The organism is Streptomyces ficellus (assembly GCF_030406405.1).
GTDB classification, from domain to species: Bacteria; Actinomycetota; Actinomycetes; order Streptomycetales; family Streptomycetaceae; genus Streptomyces; species Streptomyces ficellus_B.
Map to the genome: position 1 here is coordinate 1 of NZ_JAUEPL010000029.1, position 26811 is coordinate 26811.

Annotated in this window: 23 protein-coding genes and 1 pseudogene; 9 read left to right on the forward strand and 15 right to left on the reverse strand. The window is 73.3% G+C overall.

Annotation, left to right across the window (positions count from 1 at the left end):
• Window positions 1–121: 121 nt before the first annotated feature.
• Window positions 122–1501 (reverse strand): annotated as a pseudogene (gene dacB / locus QWM81_RS19005) (D-alanyl-D-alanine carboxypeptidase/D-alanyl-D-alanine endopeptidase); the annotation flags it as partial.
• Between the two features lie 110 nt (window positions 1502–1611).
• On the opposite strand from dacB, the gene QWM81_RS19010 reads away from it, so the two are divergent.
• Both QWM81_RS19010 and QWM81_RS19015 read left to right on the forward strand, forming a co-directional pair.
• On the forward strand, window positions 1612–2106 hold the full coding sequence (locus QWM81_RS19010) for an inorganic diphosphatase (protein ID WP_290113300.1): 495 nt from the start codon (window positions 1612–1614) through the stop codon (window positions 2104–2106).
• 243 nt (window positions 2107–2349) lie between these two features.
• Window positions 2350–4017, forward strand: a complete 1668-nt coding sequence (locus QWM81_RS19015; RefSeq protein WP_290113301.1) for a threonine/serine exporter family protein — start codon at window positions 2350–2352, stop codon at window positions 4015–4017.
• Window positions 4018–4394: 377 nt separating this feature from the next.
• Here QWM81_RS19015 and QWM81_RS19020 read toward each other — a convergent pair whose 3' ends face one another.
• Window positions 4395–4811 (reverse strand): hypothetical protein, encoded by a 417-nt coding sequence (locus QWM81_RS19020; RefSeq protein ID WP_290113303.1) that lies wholly within the window; start codon window positions 4809–4811, stop codon window positions 4395–4397.
• A gap of 117 nt (window positions 4812–4928) precedes the next feature.
• Here QWM81_RS19020 and QWM81_RS19025 point away from each other — a divergent pair, with 117 nt between their 5' ends.
• Window positions 4929–9425 carry a cation-translocating P-type ATPase gene (locus QWM81_RS19025; RefSeq protein WP_290113304.1) on the forward strand — a complete coding sequence of 1499 codons (4497 nt, stop codon included), beginning with the start codon at window positions 4929–4931 and terminating at the stop codon, window positions 9423–9425.
• A 3-nt stretch (window positions 9426–9428) separates the two neighbouring features.
• Here the strand turns inward: QWM81_RS19025 and QWM81_RS19030 are convergent, their stop codons facing one another.
• The 6 genes from QWM81_RS19030 to QWM81_RS19055 all read right to left on the reverse strand — a co-directional run bounded on the left by QWM81_RS19030 (window position 9429) and on the right by QWM81_RS19055 (window position 14917).
• On the reverse strand, window positions 9429–10112 hold the full coding sequence (locus QWM81_RS19030; RefSeq protein ID WP_290113305.1) for a DedA family protein: 684 nt from the start codon (window positions 10110–10112) through the stop codon (window positions 9429–9431).
• A gap of 143 nt (window positions 10113–10255) precedes the next feature.
• Window positions 10256–11014 carry a MerR family transcriptional regulator gene (locus tag QWM81_RS19035; protein ID WP_290113306.1) on the reverse strand — a complete coding sequence of 253 codons (759 nt, stop codon included), beginning with the start codon at window positions 11012–11014 and terminating at the stop codon, window positions 10256–10258.
• 118 nt (window positions 11015–11132) lie between these two features.
• The gene (locus QWM81_RS19040) at window positions 11133–11774 is read right to left on the reverse strand and encodes a PadR family transcriptional regulator (protein WP_290113307.1); all 642 of its coding nucleotides are present in this window, start codon (window positions 11772–11774) and stop codon (window positions 11133–11135) included.
• A 48-nt stretch (window positions 11775–11822) separates the two neighbouring features.
• A complete protein-coding gene (locus QWM81_RS19045; RefSeq protein WP_290113308.1) occupies window positions 11823–12374 on the reverse strand; it encodes a DinB family protein in 552 nt (183 codons plus the stop codon).
• 148 nt (window positions 12375–12522) lie between these two features.
• Complete coding sequence (locus QWM81_RS19050; protein WP_290113310.1) at window positions 12523–13980, reverse strand: aldehyde dehydrogenase family protein; 1458 nt, start codon at window positions 13978–13980, stop codon at window positions 12523–12525.
• A gap of 55 nt (window positions 13981–14035) precedes the next feature.
• Window positions 14036–14917: a Sco1979 family transcriptional regulator gene (locus QWM81_RS19055; RefSeq protein ID WP_290113312.1), complete on the reverse strand. Its 882-nt coding sequence runs from the start codon at window positions 14915–14917 to the stop codon at window positions 14036–14038.
• A gap of 310 nt (window positions 14918–15227) precedes the next feature.
• Between QWM81_RS19055 and QWM81_RS19060 the strand changes: the two genes are divergently transcribed.
• Window positions 15228–15737 carry an ATP-binding protein gene (locus QWM81_RS19060; protein WP_290113314.1) on the forward strand — a complete coding sequence of 170 codons (510 nt, stop codon included), beginning with the start codon at window positions 15228–15230 and terminating at the stop codon, window positions 15735–15737.
• A 65-nt stretch (window positions 15738–15802) separates the two neighbouring features.
• Here the strand turns inward: QWM81_RS19060 and QWM81_RS19065 are convergent, their stop codons facing one another.
• The 5 genes from QWM81_RS19065 to rpmG all read right to left on the reverse strand — a co-directional run bounded on the left by QWM81_RS19065 (window position 15803) and on the right by rpmG (window position 18103).
• On the reverse strand, window positions 15803–16042 hold the full coding sequence (locus tag QWM81_RS19065) for a DUF397 domain-containing protein (RefSeq protein WP_290113316.1): 240 nt from the start codon (window positions 16040–16042) through the stop codon (window positions 15803–15805).
• A 259-nt stretch (window positions 16043–16301) separates the two neighbouring features.
• On the reverse strand, window positions 16302–16547 hold the full coding sequence (rpsR, locus tag QWM81_RS19070; RefSeq protein WP_290113317.1) for a 30S ribosomal protein S18: 246 nt from the start codon (window positions 16545–16547) through the stop codon (window positions 16302–16304).
• A 3-nt stretch (window positions 16548–16550) separates the two neighbouring features.
• Entirely contained in the window at window positions 16551–17675 is a 1125-nt protein-coding gene (locus QWM81_RS19075) for a CobW family GTP-binding protein (protein ID WP_290113319.1), read from the reverse strand.
• Window positions 17675–17932, reverse strand: coding sequence for a type B 50S ribosomal protein L31 (locus tag QWM81_RS19080; protein WP_290113320.1), 258 nt, complete (start codon window positions 17930–17932; stop codon window positions 17675–17677). The genes QWM81_RS19075 and QWM81_RS19080 overlap by 1 nt, the downstream gene beginning before the upstream one ends.
• A 6-nt stretch (window positions 17933–17938) precedes the next feature.
• Window positions 17939–18103, reverse strand: a complete 165-nt coding sequence (gene rpmG / locus QWM81_RS19085; RefSeq protein WP_290113321.1) for a 50S ribosomal protein L33 — start codon at window positions 18101–18103, stop codon at window positions 17939–17941.
• Between the two features lie 63 nt (window positions 18104–18166).
• Here rpmG and rpmB point away from each other — a divergent pair, with 63 nt between their 5' ends.
• Window positions 18167–18403 (forward strand): 50S ribosomal protein L28, encoded by a 237-nt coding sequence (gene rpmB, locus QWM81_RS19090; protein WP_290113322.1) that lies wholly within the window; start codon window positions 18167–18169, stop codon window positions 18401–18403.
• A complete protein-coding gene (gene rpsN, locus QWM81_RS19095) occupies window positions 18403–18708 on the forward strand; it encodes a 30S ribosomal protein S14 (RefSeq protein WP_290113323.1) in 306 nt (101 codons plus the stop codon). The genes rpmB and rpsN overlap by 1 nt, the downstream gene beginning before the upstream one ends.
• 533 nt (window positions 18709–19241) lie before the next feature.
• Here the strand turns inward: rpsN and QWM81_RS19100 are convergent.
• Both QWM81_RS19100 and QWM81_RS19105 read right to left on the reverse strand, forming a co-directional pair.
• Window positions 19242–21308: an FUSC family protein gene (locus QWM81_RS19100; protein ID WP_290113324.1), complete on the reverse strand. Its 2067-nt coding sequence runs from the start codon at window positions 21306–21308 to the stop codon at window positions 19242–19244.
• 69 nt (window positions 21309–21377) lie between these two features.
• The gene (locus QWM81_RS19105; RefSeq protein WP_290113325.1) at window positions 21378–22502 is read right to left on the reverse strand and encodes a DUF2786 domain-containing protein; all 1125 of its coding nucleotides are present in this window, start codon (window positions 22500–22502) and stop codon (window positions 21378–21380) included.
• A 191-nt stretch (window positions 22503–22693) separates the two neighbouring features.
• Here QWM81_RS19105 and QWM81_RS19110 point away from each other — a divergent pair, with 191 nt between their 5' ends.
• The 3 genes from QWM81_RS19110 (at window position 22694) to QWM81_RS19120 (ending at window position 26456) form a co-directional block, all read left to right on the forward strand.
• Window positions 22694–24379: a bifunctional 3'-5' exonuclease/DNA polymerase gene (locus QWM81_RS19110; protein ID WP_290113327.1), complete on the forward strand. Its 1686-nt coding sequence runs from the start codon at window positions 22694–22696 to the stop codon at window positions 24377–24379.
• A gap of 148 nt (window positions 24380–24527) precedes the next feature.
• Window positions 24528–24911 (forward strand): DUF6479 family protein, encoded by a 384-nt coding sequence (locus QWM81_RS19115; protein WP_290113329.1) that lies wholly within the window; start codon window positions 24528–24530, stop codon window positions 24909–24911.
• A 186-nt stretch (window positions 24912–25097) separates the two neighbouring features.
• Entirely contained in the window at window positions 25098–26456 is a 1359-nt protein-coding gene (locus QWM81_RS19120; protein ID WP_290113330.1) for a cytochrome P450, read from the forward strand.
• The last annotated feature ends 355 nt before the right edge of the window (window positions 26457–26811 follow it).

The window sequence follows — 26811 nt, forward strand, 5'->3', positions numbered from 1 at the left end:
GGGGCCGTTGCGGGGCGTGCCTGTGGCGTCGGCGCTCGGCGACCAGCAGGCGGCGGTTTTCGGGCAGGCCTGCTACGAGACGGGGACGGCCAAGAACACGTACGGCACGGGGAGTTTCCTGCTGCTCGAGGGCCGGTTGGGCGGTGTGCGGGGACGACGTCCGGTCCGCGAGGAACGCGAACGCCAGGAGCCTGCCGTCCGCGGTCACCACCGTGCCGGCCAGGGCGTTGACGCCGCTGAGGGTGCCGGTCTTGGCGCGGATGAGTCCCGCGCCCGGTGAGCCATCGGCGTAACGGTCCTTCAGGGTGCCGGTGAAGCCGCCGACCGGGAGGCCGGTGAGGACCGGGCGCAGTTCGGGGCGGGCGGGATCGGCCGCCCGGGCGAGCAGGCCGGTCAGCATCGTGGCGGAGAGCCTGTCGTGCCGGTCCAGGCCGCTGCCGTCGGCGAACCGGGCCCCCTTGACCGGCAGGCCCAGTTCGCGCAGCCGGTCGGCGACGGCGCGGCCGGCGCCCTGGAAGCTCGCGGGGCGGCCGGAGGCGAGGGCGGTCTGGCGGGCGAGGGCCTCGGCGAGGTCGTTGTCGCTGTGGGTCAGGGTGTGCTCGACCAGCGCGGACAGGGGCTGGGACCAGGTCCTGGCGAGCATGGTGGCCTTTTCGGGGGCGCGCGCGGGGGCCGGGGCTGCCTCGGTGGCGACGCCCTGCCGGGTGAGCAGGTCCGCGAACGCCCGGGCGGTGTCGCCGGCGGGGTCGGCCGAGCGCGGGGCGGGACCGCTGGTCGAGCCGTCGAGGCGGCCCTCGTTGGTCATCAGGGCCGTGACCGGGGCGATGTTGTCGTTGACGCCGATCGGGTGGCGCCCGGGCCCGGCGTACCGCGAGGTGTCGTAGGCCAGCCGGACGCTCGTCACGCCGCGGCCGCGCAGGGCGCGGGCGGTGTCGGCGGCCAGGGCGCGCAGCCGGGCCGTGTCGAGGGTGGGGTCACCGCCGCCGACCAGGGTCAGGCGGCGGGCGTCGGGTGTGGCGACGACCGTGGTGGGGATGCGGTGGTCGGGGCCGAGGGCGGTGAGCGCGGCGACCGAGGTGGCGATCTTGATCGTGGAGGCGGGCGTCATCGGGGCGGCGGCCCCGTTCCCGTACAGCTGCTTGCCCGTCGCCACGTCGATGACGGACGCCGTCCGCAGCGGGCCGAGCCCGGGGGCGGCGAGCAGGGGGTCGAGGACGGCCGCGAGCGCGCCGGGCGGCGGGGCGGCGGCCTTGGCGGCGGTGTCGCCGAGGGTGGTGAGGACGCCGGGGGCGCTGGGCGCCGGGGCGGGCACGCCGGGGCGGCCGGGGCCCGCGGCCTGGTGATGTGCGCCACCTGTGCGGGCCTGGGCGGCCGCGACGGCGCGCTCGGCCGTACGCTGACCCGAGTCCCAGGGTCCGGCCAGGGTCACCGCCCCGGCCGCCAGGACGAGGCCGAGCACGGCGGAGCCCGCGGTGAGCTGCACCACCTTCGGCTCCAGCACGGCTGACCAGCCCCTTTCGCGAGCACTCAGTTGCGTGAGGGACACTTAACCACTGAGCTGTGCCGTGAGCACGGCAGCCCCGGTTTGTGTTGATCTTGGAGGAGCCACCCGTGGAGTTCGACGTCACCATCGAGATCCCGAAGGGGTCGCGGAACAAGTACGAGGTGGACCACGAGACCGGTCGTATCCGCCTGGACCGCCACCTCTTCACGTCGACCGTCTACCCGGCCGACTACGGCTTCGTCGAGGGCACCCTGGGTGAGGACGGTGACCCGCTGGACGCGCTGGTCCTGCTCGACGAGCCGACCTTCCCCGGTGTCCTGGTCAAGTGCCGCGCCATCGGCATGTTCCGGATGACGGACGAGGCGGGCGGCGACGACAAGCTGCTGTGTGTGCCGGCGTCCGACCCGCGGGTGGAGCACCTGCGCGACATCCACCACGTGTCGGAGTTCGACCGCCTGGAGATCCAGCACTTCTTCGAGGTCTACAAGGACCTGGAGCCCGGCAAGTCGGTCGAGGGCGCGAACTGGGTCGGCCGCGCCGAGGCCGAGGCCGAGATCGAGGCGTCCTACAAGCGCCTGGAGGCGCACGGCGGCGCCCACTGACCTCCGGTCCTTCGGCCACGACGGGCGGCGCACCTCACGGGTGCGCCGCCCGTCGTTCGTGTGTGCCCATGGTCGTGCCCATACTGGGCAAACGGGCCGGAGGCAAACGGGCCGGGCGGGTCCGATGGCTCCAGTGGTTCCCACGGTTCAGATGGGTCGACGGGGTTCTGATGGGTCGCTCGGTTCTGATGGGTCCGGGGGGGTTCTGATGGTTCGCAGGGTTCAGGTGGTTCGGATGGTTCGATGGGAGTGAGGGCAAGCACAGTGGCGCCGGAGACGGGCGGTTTCGAGGACCGCAAGCCTCAGTCCGACGAGGCACACAGCGCGTTCACGCCCCCGCCGGGCGTGGAGCAGCCCTCCGGGCCCGAGGAGGACCAGCCGACGTCGGAATTCGCCCTGCCGCGAGGGCTGGCGCCGGAGACGCCCGTCGAGCCGGAGGGTTCGGCGTTCGCGACGCCCTCGACGTACTCCACGAAGGAGTCCCCTCCCGCGTTCACGCCCGCGCAGGGCTTCCCGGCGGTCAGCCTGGCGAAGGACGCGCCGTGGCAGGACCGGATGCGCACGATGCTGCGGATGCCGGTCAGCGAGCGGCCGGTGCCGGAGCGGGTGCAGCGGCAGGACGACTCGGGGCCCGCCGTTCCCCGCGTACTGGACCTGACACTGCGTATCGGCGAGCTGCTGCTCGCGGGCGGCGAGGGAGCGGAGGACGTCGAAGCGGCGATGTTCGCGATCTGCCGTTCGTACGGGCTCGACCGCTGCGAGCCCACCGTGACCTTCACGCTGCTGTCGATCACGTACCAGCCCTCGCTGGTGGACGACCCGGTGACGGCGAACCGGACCGTGCGGCGGCGCGGTACCGACTACACCCGGCTGGCGGCGGTCTACACGCTGGTCGCCGACATCAACTCCGAGGACTACGAGGTCTCCTTGGAGGAGGCCTACCGGCGCCTGGCGGAGATCCGCCGCAACCGGCACCCCTACCCCGGGTGGGTGCTCACCGTGGCGGCGGGCGGGCTCGCGGGCGCCGCCTCCATGCTGCTCGGCGGCGACATGGCCGTGTTCCTGGTGGCGGCGGCCGGCGCGATGCTGGGCGACCGGCTGGCGTGGTTCTGCGCGGGGCGCGGGCTGCCTGAGTTCTACCAGTTCGCGGTGGCCGCGGTGCCGCCGGCCGCGATGGGTGTGGCGGTGAGCCTCCTCCACGCGGGGCTCCGGCCCTCCGCGGTGATCACGGGTGGGCTGTTCGCCCTGATCCCGGGGCGGGCGCTGGTGGCGGCCGTCCAGGACGGCCTGACCGGCTTCTACATCACCGCGTCGGCACGGCTCCTGGAGGTCGGGTACTTCTTCGTCGCCATCGTGGTGGGTGTGCTGTCGGTGCTGTACGGGGGTGTGCAGCTGGGCGCCAAGCTCAACCCCGAGGGGGTCCTCAACGCGGTCGAACGGCCAGTGATCCAGATCCTGGCCGCGGTGCTGCTCTCCGTGACGTTCGCGATCCTGCTCCAGACGGAACGTTCCACGGTGCTGTTCGTGGCGCTGAACGGCGCGGTGGCCTGGGTGATCTACGCCTCGATAGCCGTGACCGCGGGCGGGTCCACGGTGATGGCGACGGCGGTCGCGGCAGGGGTGGTGGGCCTGTTCGGGCAGCTGAGGGCGCGCTACGAGCACACCTCGTCGCTGCCGTACGTCACGGCGGCGATCGGGCCGCTGCTGCCGGGTAGCGCCACGTACCTGGGGGTGCTGAACATCGCGCAGAACAACATGGACGCGGGCTTCACGTCCCTGGCGCGTGCGGCGGCGCTGGCGCTGGCCATCGCGATCGGGGTCAACCTCGGCGGTGAGATGGCCCGGCTGTTCATCCGCGCGCCGGGCTCGGCCGCGGGTCGCCGCGCGGCCAAGCGGACGCGCGGCTTCTGAACCGGCGCGGCCCCGTCCCGGCCCCGGCGCCGCCCGCCCGCCGACTGGACCGGGGGCCGTCGCCGTCCCGAGGGGCGAGCGCCCGGGGCCGGTGCCGGCCCGCGTCAGGCCGCCGGGCGCCGCCGGGGCCGAGGGCGCTGCCGGGGCCGTCAGGCCCCCGGGCGTGCCGGGGCCAAGGGCGGTGCAGGCCCCGAGGGGCGAGCTCCAGGGCTGGTGTCGGGCGGTCAGGCCGCCGGGCTGCCGGGACCGAGGGCCGTCCCGGGGCCGAGGGCCGTACCCGAGGGGCGAGCGTCAGGGCCCGTGCAGGGTCGCGTCAGGCCCCCCGGCGTGCCGGGGCCGAGGGCCGTCCCGGGGCCGGGCGCTGCCGGGCCGGGGCGTCAGGTCGCTGGGCGCTGTGGGGGCGGGGGCGTCAGGCCGCCGCGGCGGCGGAGTACGGCGTAGCCGACGCCCAGGCCGATGGCGACCGGCCATTCGATGACGTCGGCGGCGCCCAGGACCCCGAGGCCGATGTAGACCGGCAGGCCGCGCTTGGCGGGCAGGACCTGGCGCGCGGCCGCGACCGGCAGCAGCGCCGCGTTCGCCGCGCCGCTCGCGACCCGGTCGAGAGAGGGCACCGTGAACGTGATCGTGCGCCCGCCCTCGTGCTTGTCGCTCTGTTCGGCCTTGCCGACCTTGTCGGTCTTGTCGCTCTTCGGGGACTGCGCGGAAGCCGGTTCCTTGGGCGCCCTGGTGCGCGACTCCGCCGGCTTGGTCGTCTTCGACGTGCGCTTGCGTGGTGATGAAGGGGTGGCCACAGATCTCACATCCAAGGATGTGTTATGAGCTGATTGTCTATATTTCAGGGTATCCATTCCGGGACGGCTGAATCGGACGCGACGACCGACCGGAGGCATCAGCCCATGTCATCACCCATGTCATCGCTGCACAGCGCGCGCCTGCTGGCGCCCTCTCTGTTCGGGCCCATCGCCTCCGGCGTGACGTACGGCGTCACGGCCGGTGTACGCGGCGCCGCCGGTGTCGCCGGGCAGCTCATCGGGCTGCCGCAGCGTGACGTGTGGTGGCGGCCCGGGCGGTGCTACATCGAGGTCCACGGGGTGCACGGGGTGGGCGGCGAACGGGTCGCCCGCCGTGTGGAGCGGTCGCTGGAAGGGCACCCCGGCGTGCTGTGGGCGCGGGTGAACGCCCCGTCCGAGCGCGTCGTCGTCGCCGTCGGCTCACCGCCGCCCGCCGAACGCGAGCTGGTCGCCCTGGTCAAGCGCGCCGAGGAGGCCCTCGGGGCGCACCCGGACGAGTTCGACGAATGGTGCCCCGAGCCGCACCACCCCTGCGAAGGCCCCCGGACCCGCCAGTCCGTGCCCGCGCTGGCCGCCGACACCGTGGGGCTCGGCATCACGGCCGTACGGCGGCTGGCACCGTGGTTCCGGCTGCCGCCCGAGGTGGCGGCGGTCGTCGGCGCCCTCCAGCACCACCCGCAGCTGCGCCATCTGGTCGCCGATCTCAGCAGCACCGAGCAGGCCGAGTCCCTCCTGCCCGTGGCCAGCGCCCTGACGCAGGGCGTCGCCACGCGCGGCGGCGGACTGGCCCTCGACGTACTCGAACGGGTCGCCCAGTGGCGGGAGGCCACCGCGGAACGCCAGGCGTGGACCGACGCCGAGCCCGGGCTGGTCCACGGACCCGAGGACGCCGAGGCCGAGCCGCTCGTCATCGACCGGGCCGGGCCGACGCCCAAGGACTCGATCGACCGGTACGCCGAGCGCGCCATGGCGGCGGGCCTGACGGCCGGGGCCCTCACGGTGCCCTTCGCGGGCTTCCGCCGCGGGCTGGCCGTCGCCCTGTCCGCCGTACCGAAGGCCACGGAGGCGGGGCGCGAGGGCTTCGCCACCCACCTGGGCAGGGCGCTCGCGCTGCGGGGCGTGGTGACCATGGACCGCGGCGCGCTGCGGCGGCTGGGGCAGGTGGACACCGTGGTCCTGGAGGAGGACGCGCTGCGCAGCGAGCGGTACGAGCCCGTGGACCTGGAACTGCTCAGCGGCGCCGACCCCGAGGCGACCGCCGAGCGGCTGTTCGCGCTGTTCGACGCGGACGCGCCGCTGAGCGTGGTCCGCGACGACGACGGCTGGGTGCTGGGGCCGCTGGACGACCTGGAGCTGTCGGGCCGTACGGGACGCCAGGCGGAGGCGCGGCTGCGGCGCCGGGGCAGCGAGCGGGCGCTCGGCCTGGCCAAGGGGCGGCGCCTCCAGGCCGTCGCGGGCCTGGGCACCCAGACGGCGCCGGGCGCCGAAGCCGTCGCGGCGGCGGCGCGGCGGGCCGGGGCGCGGGTGGTGCTGGCCACGGACCGGGAGGCCCCGGCGTTCACGTTCGCCGACGCCATCGTCCCGGCGGGCCGCCGCCTGGTCGCCTCCGTACGCGGGCTCCAGGCCGATGGGGCGGTGATCCTGCTGGTGTCGGGCAACCGGCGGGCGCTGGGCGCGGCCGACTGCGGCGTCGGGGTGCACCGGGAGGGCGAGCCGCCGGCCTGGGGCGCCCACCTGATCGTCGGCGCCGACCTCGAAGCGGCGGGGATCATCGTGGACGCCGTGGGCATGGCGGCGCGCGTGGACCGGGACAGTGCCGTGCTGGCCGCGGGCGGCAGCGGTGTCGGCGCGGTCGCGGCGCTCCAGGCCCCGCCGCCGCAGGCCACCGCGCGGGGCATGGCGGCCGGTACGACCGCCGGGGGCCTGGCGTTCTGCATGGGTGTCTGGCGCGCCCGGCAGCTCCTGGCACGGCCCCTCGCGCCGCCCGTCACCACCGTGCCCTGGCACCTGATGCCCACCGACCGCGTGCTGGAGCGGCTGCGCACCGCCGCCGACGGCCTGACCCCTGACGAGGCGGCCGCACGCGGCGCCTCCACGAGCGGCACCGGTAACGAGCCCGCGCGGCTCACCCTGCCCTCGGCGTTCATCGAGGAGCTGGCCAACCCCCTGACCCCCGTCCTGGCCGGCGGCGCCGCCCTCGCCACCGCCGTGGGCTCGCGCACCGACGCCGGGCTCGTCGCCGCGATCACCGGCACCTCCGCGCTGATCGGCGGCTTCCAGCGGGTGCGGACCGAACGCGCCCTGGAGGAGCTGTTCCGCCGCTCGGCCATCGGCGCGCGCGTACGCCGGGGAGGGCGCGAGCGGCTGGTGACGGCCGGGGACCTGGTGGAGGGCGACATCATCCTGCTGCGGCCCGAGGACGTCGTACCGGCGGACTGCCGGCTGCTGGAGGCGGAGGGCCTGGAGGTCGACGAGTCGTCGCTGACCGGCGAGTCGCTGGCCGTCCACAAGGACCCGGCCCCGGTGGTCGCCACGGACCTCACCGAGCGCCGTTCGATGGTGTACGAGGGCACCACCGTCTCCGCCGGCCGGGCCGTGGCCGTCGTGGTGGCGACCGGTTCGAGCACCGAGGTGGGGCGCAGCCTCGCCACCGCACGGCAGGCCGCGCCGGAGACCGGCGTGGAGGCCCGGCTCGCCTCGCTGACCCGCTCCAGCCTGCCCATCGCGCTCGGCTCGGCCAGCGCGGTGACCGCGGCGGGCCTGGCGCACGGGCGCCCCCTGGTCGACAACCTGGCCTCGGCCGTGAACCTCGCCGTCGCCTCCGTACCGGAAGGGCTGCCCTTCCTGGTCAACGCCGCCCAGCTGGCCGCCGCGCGGCGCCTGGCCGACGTCGGGGCGCTCGTCCGCAACCCGCGCACCATCGAGGCGCTGGGCCGCGCCGACGTCCTGTGCTTCGACAAGACCGGGACGCTGACGGAGGGCAAGCTCCAGCTCGCCGCCGTGAGCGACGGCGACGGCGCCGTGGCCCTCGACCAGCTGGACGCCCCGCGCAAGGAGGTGCTCGCCGCCGCGCTGCGGGCCACCCCGCCCGCCCGGCAGGCCGAGCCCATGGCCCACCAGACCGACCGCGCCGTGACCGCCGGCGCCCGCAGCGCCAAGGTCGGCGCCCGGCACGGGGCCGCGCGGTGGCGGCGGCTGGACACGCTGCCCTTCGAGCCGTCCCGCGCCTACCACGCCACGTCCGGCCACACCGGGCACGGCCTGCTGCTCAGCGTGAAGGGCGCCCCCGAGAACGTACTGGAGCGCTGTACGCGGCGCAGGGCGGCCGGCGACGCCGGGGAGGCGCCGCTCGACGGGGAAGGCCTGGAGCGGCTGACCGCCGAGGCGGAGCGGCTGGCGGGTGCCGGGCGCCGGGTGCTGGCGGTGGCGGAGCGCCGGATGGGCGCGGAGGAGGACCTCACCGACGAGAGCGTGCGGGACCTGGTGTTCCTGGGGTTCCTCACGCTCGCCGACCCGGTGCGGGCCGGGGCCGCCCCCGCGACCGCGCGGCTGCGGGAGGCGGGCGTGCACACCGTGATGCTCACCGGCGACCACCCGGCCACCGCCGACGCCATCGCGTCCACGATCAGCGAGGTCACGGACCCGAAGGTCTGCACGGGCGCCGAGCTGGACGAGCTCGACGACGACCAGCTGGACGAGCTGCTGCCCACCGTGGACGTCATCGCCCGGTGCAGCCCGCACCACAAGGTCCGTATCGTCCAGGCGTACCAGCGCGTCGGCCGGGTCGTGGCGATGACCGGCGACGGCGCGAACGACGCCCCCGCCATCCGGCTCGCGGACATCGGCATCGCGCTGGGCCGCCGCGGCACCCCGGCCGCGACCGCCGCGGCGGACCTGGTCGTCAGCGACGACCGGCTGGAAACGATCGTCTCCGCGCTGATGGAGGGCCGGGCGATGTGGGCCTCGGTGCGGGCCGCGCTCGGCATCCTCATCGGCGGCAACCTGGGCGAGGTCACCTTCAGCGTGCTGATCTCCACGCTGACCGGCACCACACCGCTCAACGCCCGCCAGATCATGCTGGTCAACCTGCTCACCGACCTCGCGCCCTCGCTGGCGATCGCCGTGCGGGAGCCGACCGGCCAGGTCGGCAAGCGGCTGCTGGCCGAGGGGCCGAGCCGCTCCCTGGGCAGCGCGCTGACCCACGAGATGCTGCTGCGCGGCGCGATCACCGCGACCGGCGCCGGGCTGGCGTGGACCGGTGCGCGCCTGACCGGGCGGGGGAAGCGGGCGAGTACGGTCGCGCTGGCGGCGGTCGTCGGCACGCAGCTCGCCCAGACGCTCACCACCGGCGGCCTCGACCGCCATGTCCTGGCCGCGAGCCTCGGCTCGGCGGCGGTACTGGCCGCCGTCATCCAGACGCCCGGCGTCAGCCAGTTCTTCGGCTGCACGCCGCTGGGGCCGGTCGGCTGGGGCATCGCGCTGGGCGCGATCACCACCGCGACGCTGCTCGGTACGGCCCTGTCCCCGCTCGTGCGCTCGCTGACCGAGGGTACGGAGGAGGGAGCCCAGCGGGAGGAGCAGGACGGGCAGAAGGAGCGGGACGGGGAGGAGTGACCGTCAGCGCTTGGCGTGGCGCCCGCGCGGGGCCGCCGGCGTCCCTTCCTCGATCGCCGGCTGCTTCTTGCTCTGCGAGCGGGCGCGCAGGTATTCGATGACGATCGGGACGACCGAGATGAGCACGATGAGGATCAGGATCGCCTCGATGTGCTTGTGCACGAACGCGATCTTGCCCAGCGACGCCCCGAGCAGCGTCACACCGGCGCCCCACAGAACGCCGCCGATGATGTTGAAGGTGATGAACGAGCGGTAGTTCATCCGGCTCACACCGGCGATGATCGGCGTGAACGTGCGCACGATCGGTACGAAGCGGGCCAGGATCAGGGACTTGGGGCCGTGCTTCTCGAAGAAGTCATGGGCCTTCTCCACGTTCTCCTGCTTGAACAGGCGGGAGTCCGGCCGCTTGAAGAGGGCCGGGCCGACCTTGCGGCCGAAGAGGTAGCCGACCTGGTCGCCGATGATCGCGGACAGCACGATCAGGGTGCAGACCAGCCACAGCGGCGTCTTCAGCACACCGGTGGTGACCAGCAGGCCCGTGGTGAACAGCAGCGAGTCACCGGGCAGGAAGAAACCGATCAGCAGTCCGGACTCGGCGAAGACGATGACCAGGACGCCGATGAGGCCGAAGGTCTCGATGAGATAGTCCGGGTCCAGCCAGCTCGGTCCGAGCGCAAGCGTATTCACGGGTTCCGGGGCTCCTGGGTCGGTGGGCGGGGGACGGCTGCCCAAAGCTATCAACGCTTCCCCTCCCGCACCCGTTCCACGCCCTCCTTGGCCCTCTGCCCGGCGCCTCGCGCCCCGTCCCGAGGCGCCGGGCAGTGTTCCCGTCAGGCGTGGCGGGACGCGTTCGCCAGGATGGCGTCGTGCAGGTGCCGGGCCAGGCCCGGACGCATGGCGTCGTAGAACGCCGTGAAGCGCTCGTCCGTCACGTACATCTGCGCCAGGCAGGTGTGCATCTCGTACGGGCACTCGGAGAACCACCGGCCGATGTGCCGGCGGTGTTCCTCCGCCAGCTCCATCGCCGGCTCGCCCGTCGGCGGCTCGTCCCGCGCCATCAGGGCCTGGTAGCGCTCCGCCCAATCCGCGGACTCGTCCTGGATGCGCTGCCAGTCCGCCTTGGTGTAGCGGGCGGTCCGCTGCTGGGACTCGCGGTACGCCTCCGTGCCGCCCCAGCGCCGCTGCGCCTCGTGGGCGTACTGCTCCGGGTCGTGGTCCCCGAAGACCTCGAACTTCTCCTCCGGCGTGAGGTTGATCCCCATTTTCCTCGCCTCCATGGCGTGTTCGACAGCCTCGGCCATCTTCCTCAGCTCGGCGATCCGTGTGGTCAGCAGCTGGTGCTGGCGCCGCAGGTGCTCCTGCGGGTCGGCGTCCGGATCATCGAGGAGGGCCGCGACCTCGTCGAGAGGGAAGCCGAGCTCCCGGTAGAACAGGATCTGCTGGAGCCGGTCGAGGTCGGCGTCGTCGTAACGCCGGTGCCCCGCGTGGCTGCGGCCGCTCGGGGAGAGCAGCCCGATCTCGTCGTAGTGGTGCAGGGTCCGCACCGTGACGTTGGCGAAACCGGCGACCTGGCCCACGGAGTAGCTCACGGCTTTCGGCTCCCTCGCTGAATCGGTACGTCCCTCAGCCTGGGCCCTCACGCCACGTGAGGTGCAAGCCCGGTTTCCGGGCCCTGACCTGGTCTCCCACCGCCGCCGCGCGACGCCCTCAGCGCACGTCGCCGGGGTGCGGCGTCCCCGTCGCGTACGGGTTCTTCCGGCCCTCCGCGAGGACGCCCACGAAGGGCTCGCCCTCGCCCGCGAACGTGTACGCGCCGCGCTCGATGCGCTGGATCAGCGCCCGGGTCCACTCGGCACCGGAGTCCGCCGAGTGGACCCACATGTTCATGATCTCGCCGATGTGGCCGAGCGCCTCCGGCCCCTCCTCCGGCGTGTAGTACTCGGTGACGGCCGCCCGCCACCGCTCCAGCCCCTCGATCCGCCGCTTGAGCAGCGCCACGGCCTCCTCGCGCGGCAGGTCGACGATGAAGCCGACGGCCGCCGACAGGACGTCCATCTTCTGGTCGTACGCCATCAGCGACTCGCGCAGCAGGGCGAAATACTCCTCGGTGCCCTTGTCGGTGAGTTCGTATTCGGTACGCGGCGGGCCGCCGGCCGTGCTGGGGGCGGTCTCGTGGGCGTGCAGCAACCCCTGCTTGGCCATCTGCTTGAGCGCGTGGTAGATGGAGCCCGGCTTGGCGGTGGACCACTCGTGCGCGCCCCAGAACTCCAGGTCGTTGCGGACCTGGTAGCCGTGCGCCCGCCCGTGCTGGCGCACGGCGCCCAGGACCAGCAGTCGGATCGCTGACATCCAGGTACCCTTCCTGGTCAATTTTGACCAGAGTACGCACCGCCGTCCCTACGCGTGCTGCGCCTGCCCGCGCTCCATGTCGATCAGCTCGAACGAGTTCTTCCCGTCCAGCGACTCGCGGATGATGTCCGCGTGTCCCGCGTGCCGGCCCAGCTCCTGGATCAGGTGCATGCCCAGCCAGCGCACCGAGACGCGGGCGCCCTTGGGGTACCAGGGCGCGTCCGGCAGCGGGAAGGTGTCGTCCAGGCTGGGCACCGACCGGATGAGCTCCTCGGTCTCCTTCGCGACCGCGTCCCAGAAGGCCAGGATGCCCTGGACGGTCTCGTCACCCACCAGCCGGAAGCCGTCCGCCCAGGTCTCCTGGTCGCGCTTGCGCTCGTTGGGCCGCTGCTGGGCCATGCGGAGCCAGCTCAGCTCGACCTCCGCCACATGCTTCAGCAGCCCCGACAGAGACAGTTCGCTGGCGCTCGGGCGGCTCGCCGCCTGCTCCTCGTCCAGTCCGATGACCGAACGGCGGAGCGCGCCTCGCTGCGCCTCGATGAAGGAGAGCAGCGCGCCGCGCTCGTCGCCGTGTGCCTCAGGGGGAACGAAAGTGACCATGGGGGGTGTCCGCCTTATCCGCCGTGCCTGGAGCCGTGTTGCCCTGACACCACCAAGCTAGGGGGACTCGCGGTCAGCCCCTGTCCGCAACTCCGCGCGGGACAGGAACCAGACGCAACCAGACGGAAACAGGCGGAATCAGATCGGGTCAGAACGGAAAGCGACTGCGTCCGTGCTGGATCGAAATCCACTTGTGCGTGGTGAAGGCGTCGACGGTCGACTCGCCGTTCAGCCTGCCGATACCGGAGTGCTTCTCACCGCCGAACGGCACGATCGGCTCGTCGTGGACCGTGCCGTCGTTGATGTGGATCATGCCGGTGTGGATCCGCTGGGCCACCCGTACACCGCGCTCGACATCACCCGTGTGAACGGCGCCGCTGAGCCCGTACGGAGTGTCGTTGGCGATCCGTACCGCCTCCTCCTCGCCGTCGAAGGGGATGAGCATCACCACCGGCCCGAAGATCTCCTGGCTGAGGACCGGCGAGCCCTCCGGTACGCCGGCGAGGACGGTCGGCGCCACGACATTGCCGTCGGCCCCGCCCCGCAGAAGCGCCGTCGCGCCCGCGCCCACCGTCTGCTCGACGAGCGTCGTCACCGCCTCGGCCTGCGAGGAGTTGATGAGCGGGCCGATGTGCGTGGCCGGGTCGGCCGGATCGCCGGTCTTCAGGGTCCGCACCTTGGCGACGAACTTCTCCGTGAACTCCCGCTCCACCGACCGGTCGACCAGCACCCGGTTCGCGGCCATGCACACCTGCCCCTGGTGCACGAACCGGCTGAAGACGGCGGCGTCGACCGCGTAGTCGATGTCCGCGTCGTCCAGCACGATGAGGGCGCTGTTGCCGCCGAGCTCCAGGACGGACCGCTTGAAGTTGGCCGCGCAGACCGTGGCGACGTGCTTGCCGACGCGGTCGGAGCCGGTGAAGGAGATGACCTTGGGCACCGGGTGCTCGATCAGCGCGTCGCCGATCTCGGCGATATCGGTGATCACGACGTTGAGCAGACCGGCCGGCAGACCGGCGTCCTCGAAGATCTTCGCGACCAGGCTGCCGCCGAGTATCGGCGTGTTCTGGTGGGGCTTGAGGACGACCGCGTTGCCGAGGGCGAGCGCCGGGGCGACGGACTTGATCGACAGCAGGAAGGGGAAGTTGAAGGGGCTGATGACGCCGACGACACCGACCGGCACCCGGTAGAGGCGGTTTTCCTTGCCGTCGATCGGGGAGGGGAGGATGCGGCCCTCGGGCCGCAGCGCCAGGTTGACCGCCTCGCGCATGAACTCCTTGGCGAGGTGCAGCTCGAAGCCCGCCTTGGTCCGCGTACCGCCGAGCTCGGCGGTGATCGCGTCGGCTATCTCGGCCTCGCGCTCCTCTATCAGCCGCAGCGCCCGCTCGAAGACGGCGCGGCGCGCGTACGGATTGGTCTCGGCCCACGCGCGCTGTGCCCGCTCGGCCGCCCGGTAGGCCTGGTCGACCTCGTCGACCGTGGCCACGGTGATGGAGGCCAGCTTCTCGTCGTTGTACGGGTTGAAGTCGATGATGTCCCACGAGCCGCCACCGGCCCGCCACTCACCGTCGATGTACTGCAGGGCCAGATCTGTGAAGTAGGACATGCCATCCCTTCCGGAGGCGCCACCGCTCGTGATGGGACGTCATCCTACTGGCGGGTCACGTGAGTTGGAGGAGTCCTCGGAGAAGGTCGCGGCTCTCCTCCGGACCGGGGCTGTCCTGATGCAGCCGCGCCATCACCCGCTCGTACTGAGCCACCTCCTCGCGCTTGTCCACGTACAGCGCGCTCGTCAGCTGCTCCAGGTAGACGATGTCGGAGAGGTCGGACTCGGGGAACCGGAGCATGGTGAAGGCGCCGCTCTCCCCCGCGTGACCGCCGAAGCTGAAGGGCATGATCTGGAGGGTGACGTTGGGCTGCTCGGAGACCTCGATCAGGTGCTTGAGCTGCCCGCGCATCACCTCCCGGTCGCCGTAGGGCCGGCGCAGCGCGGCCTCGTCGAGAACGGCGTGAAATCGCGGTGCCCGCTCCGAGACGAGCACCTTCTGCCGCTCCAGGCGCAGCGCCACCCGCCGGTCGATCTCGGCACTCGGGGCGCCCGGCATGCCCCGGGCGACGACGGCGTGCGCGTACGCCTCCGTCTGCAACAAACCGTGGACGAACTGCACTTCGTAGATGCGGATGAGCGAGGCTGCGCCCTCCAGGCCGATGTACGTCTGGAACCAGCCCGGCAGGACGTCGCCGTAACTGTGCCACCAGCCGGTGACGTTGGCCTCGCGGGCGAGGCCGAGGAGCGCCTCGCGCTCGGTCTCGTCGGTGACGCCGTAGAGGGTGAGCAGGTCCTGGATGTCCCTCGCCTTGAAGCTCACCCTTCCCAACTCCATACGGCTGATCTTGGATTCGGACGCCCGGATCGAGTAGCCGGCGGCCTCCCGTGTGATGCCGCGCGACTCCCGCAGCCGCCGCAGCTGCGAGCCCAGCAGGATGCGCCGCACCACGGAACCGCTCGATTCACCTGCGGTCACGTCTCCAACCCTCCCCATCGCTGATGTGTACGACGGAGCACCCCCGAGCCCCGAGGTGCCGGATTCTGCCACCAAAACGCTTCACCCCGTACTCATTCGGTTACGGAAAGACGAAGGCTTGGCCGCCCGAACGACGCCCAGGCGTCGGCAAGGTGAAAATCATCGGCGCAAGATATGGCCAGCAACCGGCACAGGGGCGGACACGTCGGGCGCGTGCACGTGCATCTGCCCTTGCATCAGATGGTCGCATTCGGAACCATGGACCCCGCGCACCTGCGTACTCGTTCGTGTTGTCGCACCACAGCCGCGAATCCCGGGAGTGCCTCGCATGGGGACGAATGGATCGACCATGCTCGAGCCTTTGAGGCAGGGGCTTCCGCCGATCGACGCCGCCTCCGTGTCCAGTTCCGCCTCGTGCGCGCTGCCCGCCCGCTATGAAGCGGTGCGTGGCGCACGGCAGTTCACCAGTGCGACGCTCACCCAGTGGGAGATCGGCGACCGGTTCGACGATGTCGCGCTGGTCGTGTCGGAACTGGTCACCAACGCGCTGCGGCACGCGCTGCCCCCGGACACGCGGGACGACGTCTCCTACGACCCGCCCGTGCGGCTGCACCTGATGCGGTGGGCGAGCCGGCTGGTGTGCGCCGTGCGCGACCCCAGCCCGGACAGTCCGGCCACCCGTGAGTCGGAAGAGGACTTCTCGGCGGAATCGGGACGCGGACTGTTCCTGGTCGAGTCCTTCAGCGACAGCTGGGGCTGGCACCCGCTGGCCGGGACGCTGCACGGCAAGGTGGTCTGGGCGCTGTTCCGCCTGACGGACACGCCCGCGTCGCCGTAAGCACGACGAGGTCGCCGTCGGCACGCCAGGACGCCGCGCCGCCGCTGAGGCAACGGCGGCGCGGCTCAGCCGTTGACCAGGTGGTCGAACTCCCCGTCCTTCACGCCCAGCAGCAACGCCTCTATCTCGGCCGGCGTGTACACCAGGGCGGGGCCCTCGGGGTGACGTGAATTGCGTACGGCCACGTGCCCGCCGGGAAGTTTGGCGAACTCCACGCAGGAACCCTGCGAGTTGCTGTGCCTGCTCTTCTGCCATATGACGCCGTGAAGCTCTGTGGCCGCCATGCCGTTGTACACGTGGTGCACAGGACGCTCCCCGAGATACATGGTGCAGGTGTCAACTACATGGATCATAGCTGTTCACGTGCAGCTGCATTGGCATATGCACGTGCACCGCCGGTGACCCTCGGTGACACGGGCGCGCCACTTCCCCCTACACCCGTAGAGACGTGCGGCGAGCCGGTTCGGCTCCCTTTTCTTCTCGCCCGCACGCGCAGCCATACGAAAAGGGCCCCCCACGGCATTCATGCGATGCCGTGGGGGGCCTGTGGCCCGGGAGGGTCGATCAGCGTGCCGAGGAGGAGTAGGGCAGCAGGGCCATCTCCCGGGCGTTCTTGATCGCGCGGGCCAGCTGTCGCTGCTGCTGCGCGCTGACGCGGGTCACGCGCCGGCTGCGGATCTTGCCGCGGTCGGAGATGAACTTCCGCAGCAGGTCGGTGTCCTTGTAGTCGACGTACGTGATGCCGTCGCGGTCCAGCGGGTTGGGGCGGGACTTGGCGGGCTTGCGCTCCGTCGAGCGGCGGGGGGACATGGGTCAGACCTCCAGGAGGGCGTCGAAGGCGGGCGGGAGCCGCTTCCAGGCCTCGCGGCCGGCGGCGAACTCCGCGTCGGTGAGCAGGCAGGAGTCGAGGAGTTCGGCGAGCCCCTCGCGGTCCAGGCCGGGCGAGGTGAAGACCAGGTGCTGGCAGCGGTCCCCGTGCTCGGGGTCCCAGTCCAGCGCGGCCGCCGCCCGGCGTACGGGCGGGACCATCTCCCAGGCGGCGTCCGGCAGCGAGGCGAGCCACGGCCCGGCCGGCTCGACGCACAGGGCGCCCCCGGCCGCGTCCCACGCCAGCAGCGTGTCGGGCCGGTCGGCCAGCCAGAACCGCCCCCGGCTGCGGGCGGCCGCGCAGCACAGGTCCTCCAGCGCCGCGTAGAGCCGCTCCGGGTGGAACGGACGGCGTCGGTGCCACACGTATGTGGCCACACCGTGCGCCTCCGCGTCCTGCGGCAGCAGCGCGCACGCCGGGTGCTGGGCGGCCGCCGCCGCCTCGGCGTCGAACCCCGCCAGCGCGGCGGCGGCGAGGTCCCCGTCCGGCACGGGGACCTGGCGGGCCGTCGGGTGGAGCTGGGCCAGCAGCGCCCGGTCCTCGTCGTCCGCCTCGGGGCTGTCGAGGACGGCGAGCACGGGGGCGTACTCCAGCTGGCGCGCCCAGGTGTCGGCGACCGTGCGCTGGTCGGTGGCGGCGGCCGCGAGACCGGCCTCCATCAGGTCGTCGCCGTTGCCGAGGTACGGCAGGAGCAGTGCCGGGTCGACGGCGGTGATGACGGACGTGACGGTGAGCCCGGCCGCCGCCACGACCTCGGCCATCGCCTTCGGCTCGACCGAGTCCCACAGCTCGACGACCGCGAGCCGGGTGAGACCGGAGTCGGCCAGCCGCTCCAGCTCGGGCACCAGGTCCTCGCGCAGCGCGCAGCACGCGCAGTCGTTGACCAGCGGCGTCTCACCCGTCGACAGCACACCGGTGGCGTCCCGGACGGTCCGCACGACCTGCCCGTCCGGCGCCGTCGCCAGGTCGTGGTGGAGCGCCACGCTGCCGGGGACGGTGGCGAGCAGCCGCTCGACCGCGGCCGCGCGGGCCTCGGAGTGCAGCCCGCCGACGATCGCGACGGACAGCATCAGCGGGCCCCGTGACGCCGGCCGTAGCGCTGCTCGAACCGCTCCACGCGCCCGGCCGTGTCCAGCACGCGCGCCTGGCCCGTGTAGAAGGGGTGGCTCGCGGAGGAGATCTCGACGTCGATGACGGGGTAGGTGTTGCCGTCCTCCCACTCGACCGTCTTGTCGCTGGTCGCGGTGGAGCGGGTCAGGAAGGCGAAGCCGCCCGCCTTGTCACGGAAGACGACGGGCTCGTACGGGGGGTGGATTCCCTGCTTCATCGCGCCTCAGCGCTCCTCTCGGAAGTCGACGTGCCGTCCGACGACCGGGTCGTACTTGCGCAGCGTCATGCGGTCGGGGTTGTTACGGCGGTTCTTGCGGGTCACGTAGGTGTAGCCGGTGCCGGCGGTGGACCGGAGCTTGATGACCGGTCGGAGTTCGTTGCGGGCCATGGGGTTAGAGTAAGTGGAAATGGTTTCCATTACCAAGGCAGCATCCAGAGAGGTAGGTCACCCTTGTCCGCCCACTGCCAGCTGACCGGCGCACAGCCGGGCTTCGGCAATCGCATCTCGCACTCGCACCGGCGTACGTCGCGGCGCTTCGACCCCAACATCCAGCGCAAGCGCTACTGGCTGCCGAGCGAGGGCCGGTACGTCCGGCTCACCCTGTCCACCAAGGGCATCAAGACCGTCGACGTCATCGGCATCGAGGCCGCCGTGGCCCGCATCCGCGCGCGGGGAGTGAAGGTCTGATGGCCAAGAAGAGCAAGATCGCCCGCAATGAGAAGCGCAAAGAGGTCGTCGAGCGGTACGCGGCCCGGCGCGCCGAGCTGAAGGACCTCATCCGGCGGCCCGGCACCGCCGAGGCGGAACGCCTCGCCGCTCAGGCGGAGTTGCGCCGCCAGCCGCGCGACGCCAGCCCCACCCGCGTACGCAACCGGGACAGCGTGGACGGCAGGCCGCGCGGCCACCTCCGCAAGTTCGGGCTGTCCCGTGTGAACGTGCGCCAGCAGGCGCACGCCGGATTCCTGCCCGGAGTGACCAAGTCCTCCTGGTAGCAACGGGGGTACCGGCTGGTGGCTTGGCGCGCGTTCCGGCACTCACTGGGGAGACGTGGCGTGGACGTGCACAGGCTCGTACGCACCGCAGTGGTGGCGGCGGCCGGAGCCGCTGCCGTGCTCGTCCTCCCGCTCGCGCCGGCCGGCTGCGGCGGCGGCCATGACCGGCGGAGCGACGACGACAGCGGCGGCGGGAAGCCCGTAACCGTAAACGGCCCCACCCCGTCCCCGAGCACCTCGGCCGGCACCTCCGGTGAGGCAGAGGGGTCGTGGGTGGGGTTCACGGACGGCAAGCCCGTGAACCTGACCATCAAGAAGGGCCGCGCCCTGGTGCTCGCGGAAGGGCACGTCCGCCACGGCGGCGCGCGGGACGACCACCGGGGCGCCCCTCGCCCTGACCCTGGCTCTGACCTGCGACGACGGCTACACCGGTCGTACCACGGGCACGAGCCGGAGCGACGGCACGAGGCTGGTCGTCTCCTGGACCGGCGGCACGAAGGACACGCTCACCAGGGCCGCCGTGCCCACGTCTCCTAAACCTCCTCGGTCTGCCGAAGGGCGTCCGAGAGCGAGTCCAGGGCCTCCAGCAGCAGCCGCGCCCCATCGCGTACGACCGGATCGACAACCGCACCTGATTCTCCCTCACCCTCCAGCCGGGCCACCGCTTCGCGCACCTCGTCCCAGCGCGGGACGCGGCGCTCGCGGATGGCCTTGGCGCCCTGCTCCGTCGCGTGCCGCAGCGCCTCCGCGAGGGCGGCGGCGGCCGGGAGCGGGGCGGCGTCGCGGTCCGGGAGGTGCGCCTCCATCAGCATGGCGACCCGGCCGAACTGCGCCAGGGCGTCCTGGGCGTCGGCGGCCGCGGCACGGGACAGCCCCCGGTGCCTGACCGGCTCGTGAGCGGCCCGCTCCACGGCCTCCTGCCAGGCGACGCGGGCGTCCCGGTTGCCGAGGAGCGCCTCGCGTACGGCGGCGGTGCCCCGGGCGGCCGGGTTCGCGTGGTGCGCGACGACGCAGGCCGCGTACCTGCCGTCCGCCGCCAGCCAGTCGGCCAGCCGGGTGCGCAGCCGGGGCGTCTCCCAGGCCGGGTACACGGCGTACGCCAGCATCGCGAGGACGCCGCCCAGCAGCGTCAGCACGACCCGTTCCGGAACCGTCTGCGTCCACGCCGTGCCGCCCATGCCCAGCAGGAACACCACGTACGCCGACACGCACGCCTGATTCGCCACGTACCCGCTGCGCATCAGCAGGTACATCCCGAACGCGCAGACCACCGCCAGCGCGGCCGATGTGTACGTGCCCGGATGCGCCGCCCGCACCACCCCCGTGGCGAGGGCGACGCCCAGCAGGGTGCCGCAGAAGCGGGCCACGGAGCGGGAGTACGTCTGTGTGAAGTCCGGGCGCATGGCCATCACCGCGGCCATCGGCGCCCAGTAGCCGTGCCCGAGCGGCAGGGCCGTCCCGATGACGTACCCGCCCGTCGTCACCGCGCTGACCCGGACCGCATGCCGGAACACGGGGGACTCGCCGCGCAGTTCGCCCCGGACGGTGCGTACGGCGACGGGCACGAGGCTGATGAGCGACGGCCTCTCCCGCAGCTCCCCCACGTCGGCCCGGTCGGTGCGCGTCGCGGTCTCCACGACGTCCGCCAGCAGGGCCGTGAGCCGGGTCGCGGCGCGGCGGGCGGGCCCGGTGAGGACGGCGCCCGTGTCGGGCCTCTTCAGCGCGGCGAACGCGGCGGGCGGGATGGTGGCGGGCCGGCCGTGGCGGATGGCGTGGGCGGCGGTGTGGAGTACGGAGGCGGCGGCGTCCAGCAGTTCGCGCACCCGCTCGCGCTGCGGGCCCTCGCGCGGGACGCCCACCGCCGGGTCGGCGAGCGAGGCGAGGACCGGCCGGATGCGCTCGGCCAGCCCGCGCGCGCCATGCAGTTCGGCGGGGCGGCGGCGGGCCTGGCGAGGGGTGACGGCGGCGGCACTGCGGGCGGTCATGAGCGGGACGGGGTCGAACGGGGCGTACGGGTCCTGGCACAGCCGCCGCGCGTAGCCGGCCTCGGCGCCCAGCGCGTCGGCGAGCGCGTCCCGCTGGGCGCCCCAGCGGCGGATCGGCACGAGGACGATGAGCGCGGCCTGGACGAACCCGCCCACGGCGATCATCGCGGCGTGGCCGGCGGCGTCCGCGACGGAGGTGGGGAGGGTGACGGTGACCAGCATGATCGCCACGTTGGACGACGCGATGATGCCGGTGGTGGGCCCGGTGGCCCAGGCCAGCCCGGACAGGAACGTCCACAGCGCGAGCAGGGCGATGAACAGGGCGATGTGCGCGCCGGTCAGGTAGCCGAGGAAGGTCGACACGGCGAGGCTGGCGCCGGAGGCGAGCGCGAGGGTGGGGCGCGGCCGCCAACTGCGCTGGAAGGTGGCGATGGCGGCCTGGAACGCCCCGAACGCGGAACTCACGGCCACGCCCGGCCCGAAGAGCGCGAGGCTCGCCCCGACGACCAGCCCCAGCCCGGCGGCCGCGCGCAGCGCGACGAGCGGCTCCGGACGCCGCCGCTCCACCTTCAGCCCCGAACGGGCGGTCGCCTTCAGGGCGCGGAGCCAGCTCATGGCGTCGAGGGTAGCCACGGCCCGTCACGGGTTCGGGGAGGTCGCCGGGCCGGTCATCGGTCGGGCACGTCAGGACGGCAGCCGGCCCTGGTCCGGGTGGGCCGTGCGTGCCCGGTCCGCCGCGGCCGTGCCGTGGTGCCAGCCCGCCTCGTCCGTCGCGCCCCGGACCCGGGTCGTGGTCGTCTCCGGGAACATCCGGTCCGCGCGGGCCGTGACTGCAACGTCCCGCGCCGCCAGGACCGGCAGCAGGGTCGGCTCCTCGGCGGTGACCCGGCGGGAGGTCGCGTTGAGCCGGTCGCCGAGCCGGTGGGCGTACGCCAGCAGGAACGACTGGCGGAACGTCTTCGTCCGCTTCCGGCCGCCCCGCCGCTGCTCGGCCTCCGCCTTCGTCATCGCGCCGGTGCCCTGGACCAGCAGCGAGGTGTGGAGCAGCTCCACGACCTCCAGGTCCGGTTCGAACCCGACGACCGTCGAGAACCCGAACGCCTCGTTCCACACCGCCCGGCAGCGGTTCGCCGCCGCGACCGCGTCCAGCAGGATCGCCTTCGCCGTCTCGTACGGAGCGTCGACGCCGATCCGTATCGCGGCGGGCTCCTCCGCGCTGTGCGTACGCGCCGCGAGAGCCGCCTCGTCCAGGCTGTGGCGGGCCATCAGCTCCTGCGCCTTCGCGGTGAGCGCCTCGGCCTCCTGCGGGTACCCGGTCGCCTCCGCCTTGGCCAGCAGCGCCCGGATCCGGGCCAGCATCCGCGGCTCGCCATGCGCCGGAGCCGCGTACAGCGGGGAGGCGCCGGGCGCGGGGCCGACCGGCTCGATCGCCGGCAGCCGGGCGAGCAGCCGGTACAGCTCCAGCACGGCCGTGGCGTACGAGAACCGGTCGGCGTGCCACCCGGTGGCGTCGAGCCCGGCGAGCTGCGCGGCCCAGCGGGGCGGCAGTTGTTCGTACGCCCGCGTCTCGGCGGCGATCAGCCGCGACACCAGCCGCACATGGTGCTCGTCGAGATCCCGCCGTACCAGCCGGACGACATCGGCCGGCTGCCAGCCGCGCTGCCAGGCCCGCCGCAGGAACTCCTCACCCCGCCGCGCCAGCTCCGCGTCGGCGCCCGGATCGGCCGCGAGCAGCGACGCGCCGGTGTCGAGGGCGGTGTCCTCCTCCGCGTACAGGGCGGCCGCCAAGGCCCTCTCGACGGTGCTCATGACTGCCGCTCGTCGCAGGAGCGGCGCGCTTCGGCGATCACCGGGCGGCGCTCCGGCGACCGGTCGACCTCCGTGTGCCCGACCGACATCAAAGTGCCTCCTCACGCGTACACCGACACCCGAACACCATGGTCGCAGCCGCCACTGACATCGAGCGCCGATTGTCAGTGCCGGGTGCCAGACTCGCGTGCGTGAGCGAACGCTGGGTTCTGGACGGCACCGAGGGCGGCGGGGCGCGGCTCGTCCCCCTCGGCGGGGACGGGCTGCCCGCCGGCCCCGTGCTGACCGAGCCCGACCTTGTCGAGGCGGTACGGTCGCGGCCGGGCGTCGGCCGGTGGGTGTGGCGTTCCACGGCCGCCCTCCACCCGCGGCTCCTGGCGGCCGGCGTCCGGATCGAGCGGTGTTACGACATCGAGGTCGCCGAGCAGCTGCTGCTCGGGCACGAGGGACGGCTGGGCGAGCCGCGTTCGGCGGCGGCGGCCTGGGCGCGGCTGCACGACCGTCCCGTACCGGCCGATCCACCGCTCAGGGCGGCCGAGCCGGGCTCGCAGTCGCCCCTGTTCGAGCCGCGGCCCGTGAGCGTCCCCTTCGAGGCGCTCCTGGAGGTGTACGCGGACCAGCAGCGAAGACACGCGGCCGCCGAGCATCCCGGCCGGATGCGGCTGCTGACCGCGGCCGAGTCTGCGGGGATGCTGGTGGCCGCCGAGATGACCCGGGCGGGGCTGCCATGGCGGGCGGACGTCCACCGGGCGGTGCTGCACGAACTGCTCGGCGAGCGGTACGCGGGCGGTGGCGAGCCCCGCCGGCTGGCGGAGCTGGCGGATGAGGTGTCGGCGGCGTTCGGGCGCCGCGTCCGCCCCGACCTGCCGGCCGACGTGGTGAAGGCGTTCGCCCAGGCCGGTATCAGGGTGAGGTCCACCCGCCGCTGGGAGCTGGCCGAGATCGACCACCCGGCCGTCGAGCCGCTGATCGCGTACAAGAAGCTGTACCGGATCTGGACGGCGCACGGCTGGGGCTGGCTCCAGGACTGGGTCCGTGACGGGCGCTTCCGGCCGGAGTACCTGCCGGGCGGCACGGTCAGCGGGCGCTGGACGACGAATGGCGGCGGCGCGCTGCAGATCCCGAAGGTGATACGCCGCGCGGTCGTCGCCGACGAGGGCTGGCGGCTGGTGGTGGCGGACGCGGACCAGATGGAGCCCCGGGTGCTCGCGGCGATCTCCCGCGATCCGGGGCTGATGGAGGTGGCGGGCCACGAGGACGACCTGTACACGCGCCTGTCCGACCGGGCCTTCTCCGGCGACCGCGAACACGCGAAGCTCGCGCTGCTCGGCGCGGTCTACGGGCAGACCAGCGGCGACGGGCTGAAGAATCTCGCGGCGCTGCGCCGCCGGTTCCCCCGGGCGGTGGCGTATGTGGACGACGCGGCGAAGGCGGGAGAGGAGGGCCGGCTGGTCCGCACCTGGCTGGGCCGGACGAGCCCGCGCGCGGCGGGCGCGGCGGAGGCCGACGAGGCGGGCCTCCCCCAGGACGACGCCGAACAGCCCGTGGCGGACGGCGAGTTCACGCCGGGGTACGCGTCGGTGAACGCCCGCGCGCGGGGCCGGTTCACCCGGAACTTCGTCGTACAGGGCAGCGCCGCCGACTGGGCCCTGCTGATGCTGGCCGCGCTGCGGCGGGCGCTGGCGGGGATGCGGGCGGAGCTGGTGTTCTTCCAGCACGACGAGGTGATCGTGCACTGCCCGGCCGAAGAGGCCCCGGCGGTCGCCGAAGCGATCCGCGCGGCCGGGGACACCGCCGGGCGGATCGCGTTCGGGGAAACCCCGGTGCGGTTCCCGTTCACGACGGCGACGGTGGAGTGCTACGCCGACGCGAAGTGACCGACGCGCCTCACCTCCGCGGTCGCGTGTCAGCCGCGAGCCGCGGCGGACGCGTGCCGGGAGATGACGCCCCAGGGTGTGCGCTGCCACGCCCTCGCGCGCGGCACCGGGGATGTCTGATCGGCCGCGATCCGGGTACACGCCCCATATGGAATCTCTCATCCCGTTCACCACGGAATTTGCCGCTAAGGACCATGTCATCGGCATTGGTCCGCTGGTCGCGGGCATCGTCGTCGTCGGATTCCTGATCGGCGCGTTCTGGGTGGGGCTGCGCATCAGAAATCGGGAGCCCGCGCCCCCGAAGCCGGACGAGCAGCCGCACCGGCCCCCGGACGCCGGGATTCCGGGCGAGGTCGAAGGTCACCGCCGGCCCGCTGAGCTGGACGAGCGGGAGGACCGGCTGATGCCGTACGAGCTCAGGCGCCAGAACACCGATCCGGACCCCACGCCGCGCACCGAGACGGACGCCAAGTGGGGCGGCTCCGCCAGCGGCGGCTTCGGCAGCGGCGGCCCCAACGCGACCGGCGGCTGACCGCCGGTACCCCGCTCGGCCCTGCCCCCGCCCCGGCCGGGTTGGGCCCCCGCCCCCGGCCGGCATGCGCCCCCGCTCCGGCCTCCGACGGCCCCGGGCCGTACCCCGCCCCGGGGCCGCGGCCTGCCCCCGGCCGACGCTCCCGCGTGCCGTTTCGTGGTCGTGCCGCCTGGGCACTCGGGGCCCATGACCGGTACGGACAGGGCCACGCACACCCCCGCCAAGGCCTCCGCCCGCGACACCGCGCGGCTGGCCGCACAGGTCATCGCCCCCACTCTCGCGGCGGGCGCCGTCATCCGCCGCCGCGCCGGTATGGCCCTGGCGGAGCGGTACGCGCTGGACCGGCGCGCCACGAGCCTGCTCGCCGAGCTGCGCGGCCACTACGGCCCCGGCCCGCTCCGGCTCGACCTGGCGGGACGCCGCTTCGCCGTGGTCCTCCAGGCGGGCGACGCCGCCCACGTCCTGGCCGGCACACCGGACCCGTACTCCCCGGCGACCCGCGAGAAGCGGGCCTCGCTGGAACAGTTCCAGCCGCACGGCGTGCTCATCTCGCGCGGTGCGGAGCGCGACGACCGGCGCGCGTTCAACGAGGCGGTGCTGGAGTACGGCCACCAGCTGCACAGCCTCGCCCCGCGGATGGTGCGCACCGTACGGGAGGAGGCGGGCAAGCTCCTGGGCGCGACGACCGCGGGCGACGGCGAGATCGGCTGGACCGCCTTCCGGACCGCCTGGGACCGCACCGCCCGCCGGATCGTGCTCGGCGACACCGGGCGCGACGACACCGGGCTCACCGCGATGCTCGGCCGGCTGCGCTCCACCGCGAACTGGTCCACCGCCGCACCCCGCCGCGCCACCCTGCGCGACCGCTTCGAACGCCGCCTGCGTACCCACCTGGACCGGGCGGAGCCCGGCAGCCTCGCCGCCGCACTCGCCGCCACGCCCGCCTCGCCCGGCACCGACCCGCCGGGGCAGGTGCCGCACTGGCTGTTTGCATTCGACGGGGCGGGTATCGCGGCGTTCCGGACCCTGGCCCTGCTGTCCACGCACGCGGCGCAGGAGACACAGGTGCGCAACGAGCTCGCGGTCACCGACCTGACGGAGCCGCACCTGCTTCCGTACACCCGTGCCTGCGTGCTGGAATCGGTGCGCCTGTGGCCCACCACGCCGTTCCTGCTGCGCGAGTCGGTGCGCGAGACCGCCTGGGGCGAGGACACGCTGCCCGCCGGGACCGAGTTCCTGATATACGCCCCGCTGTTCCACCGGGACGAGTCGCTGCCGTACTCCGACCGCTTCACGCCGGAGATCTGGCTCGACGGCACGGCGCAGGACACGGAGGCGCTGATGCCGTTCAGCGCGGGCCCCGGCGAGTGCCCGGGCCAGGACCTGGTGCTGCTGGTCACCTCGACGATGGTGGCCGCGCTGCTCGAACGCCACACCTATCTTCCGGAGCGGCCCGGCCGGTTGCGCCCGGACCGGCCATTGCCGCGCACCCTCGACCACTTCGGCCTGCGCTTCGCGGCCCTGCCCTTCCGTCCAGGGCGTTGACGGCAGGAGCTGTGACATGATGCGAGAGCCTCGCCAAGGCTGCTGTGAACCTGTGAACCTGGTGAACGGAGAGGTTCGGCATGGCTCCTCACGCCGGGAAATGGCAGCGTGTGCCGCTCATTCCACAGAGCAGGCAAGCGACGGAGGCCGAAACGCCTCCTGTCTATTCGGCACTGACGCGCGAATGGAAAGCGCTGGGGCGGACGGTGCCGGGACTGCCGGACCGCGAATGGGACGCGCTGGTCTCGACTCCCGTGTGGCCGGGCCGTTGACCCGTCTGCCTCCGGCCGCTGCTCAACGTTCGAGTGAATCAGCGGCGGACAGTACCCTCAGTGGTGTCTTTTCGGTTTCACAT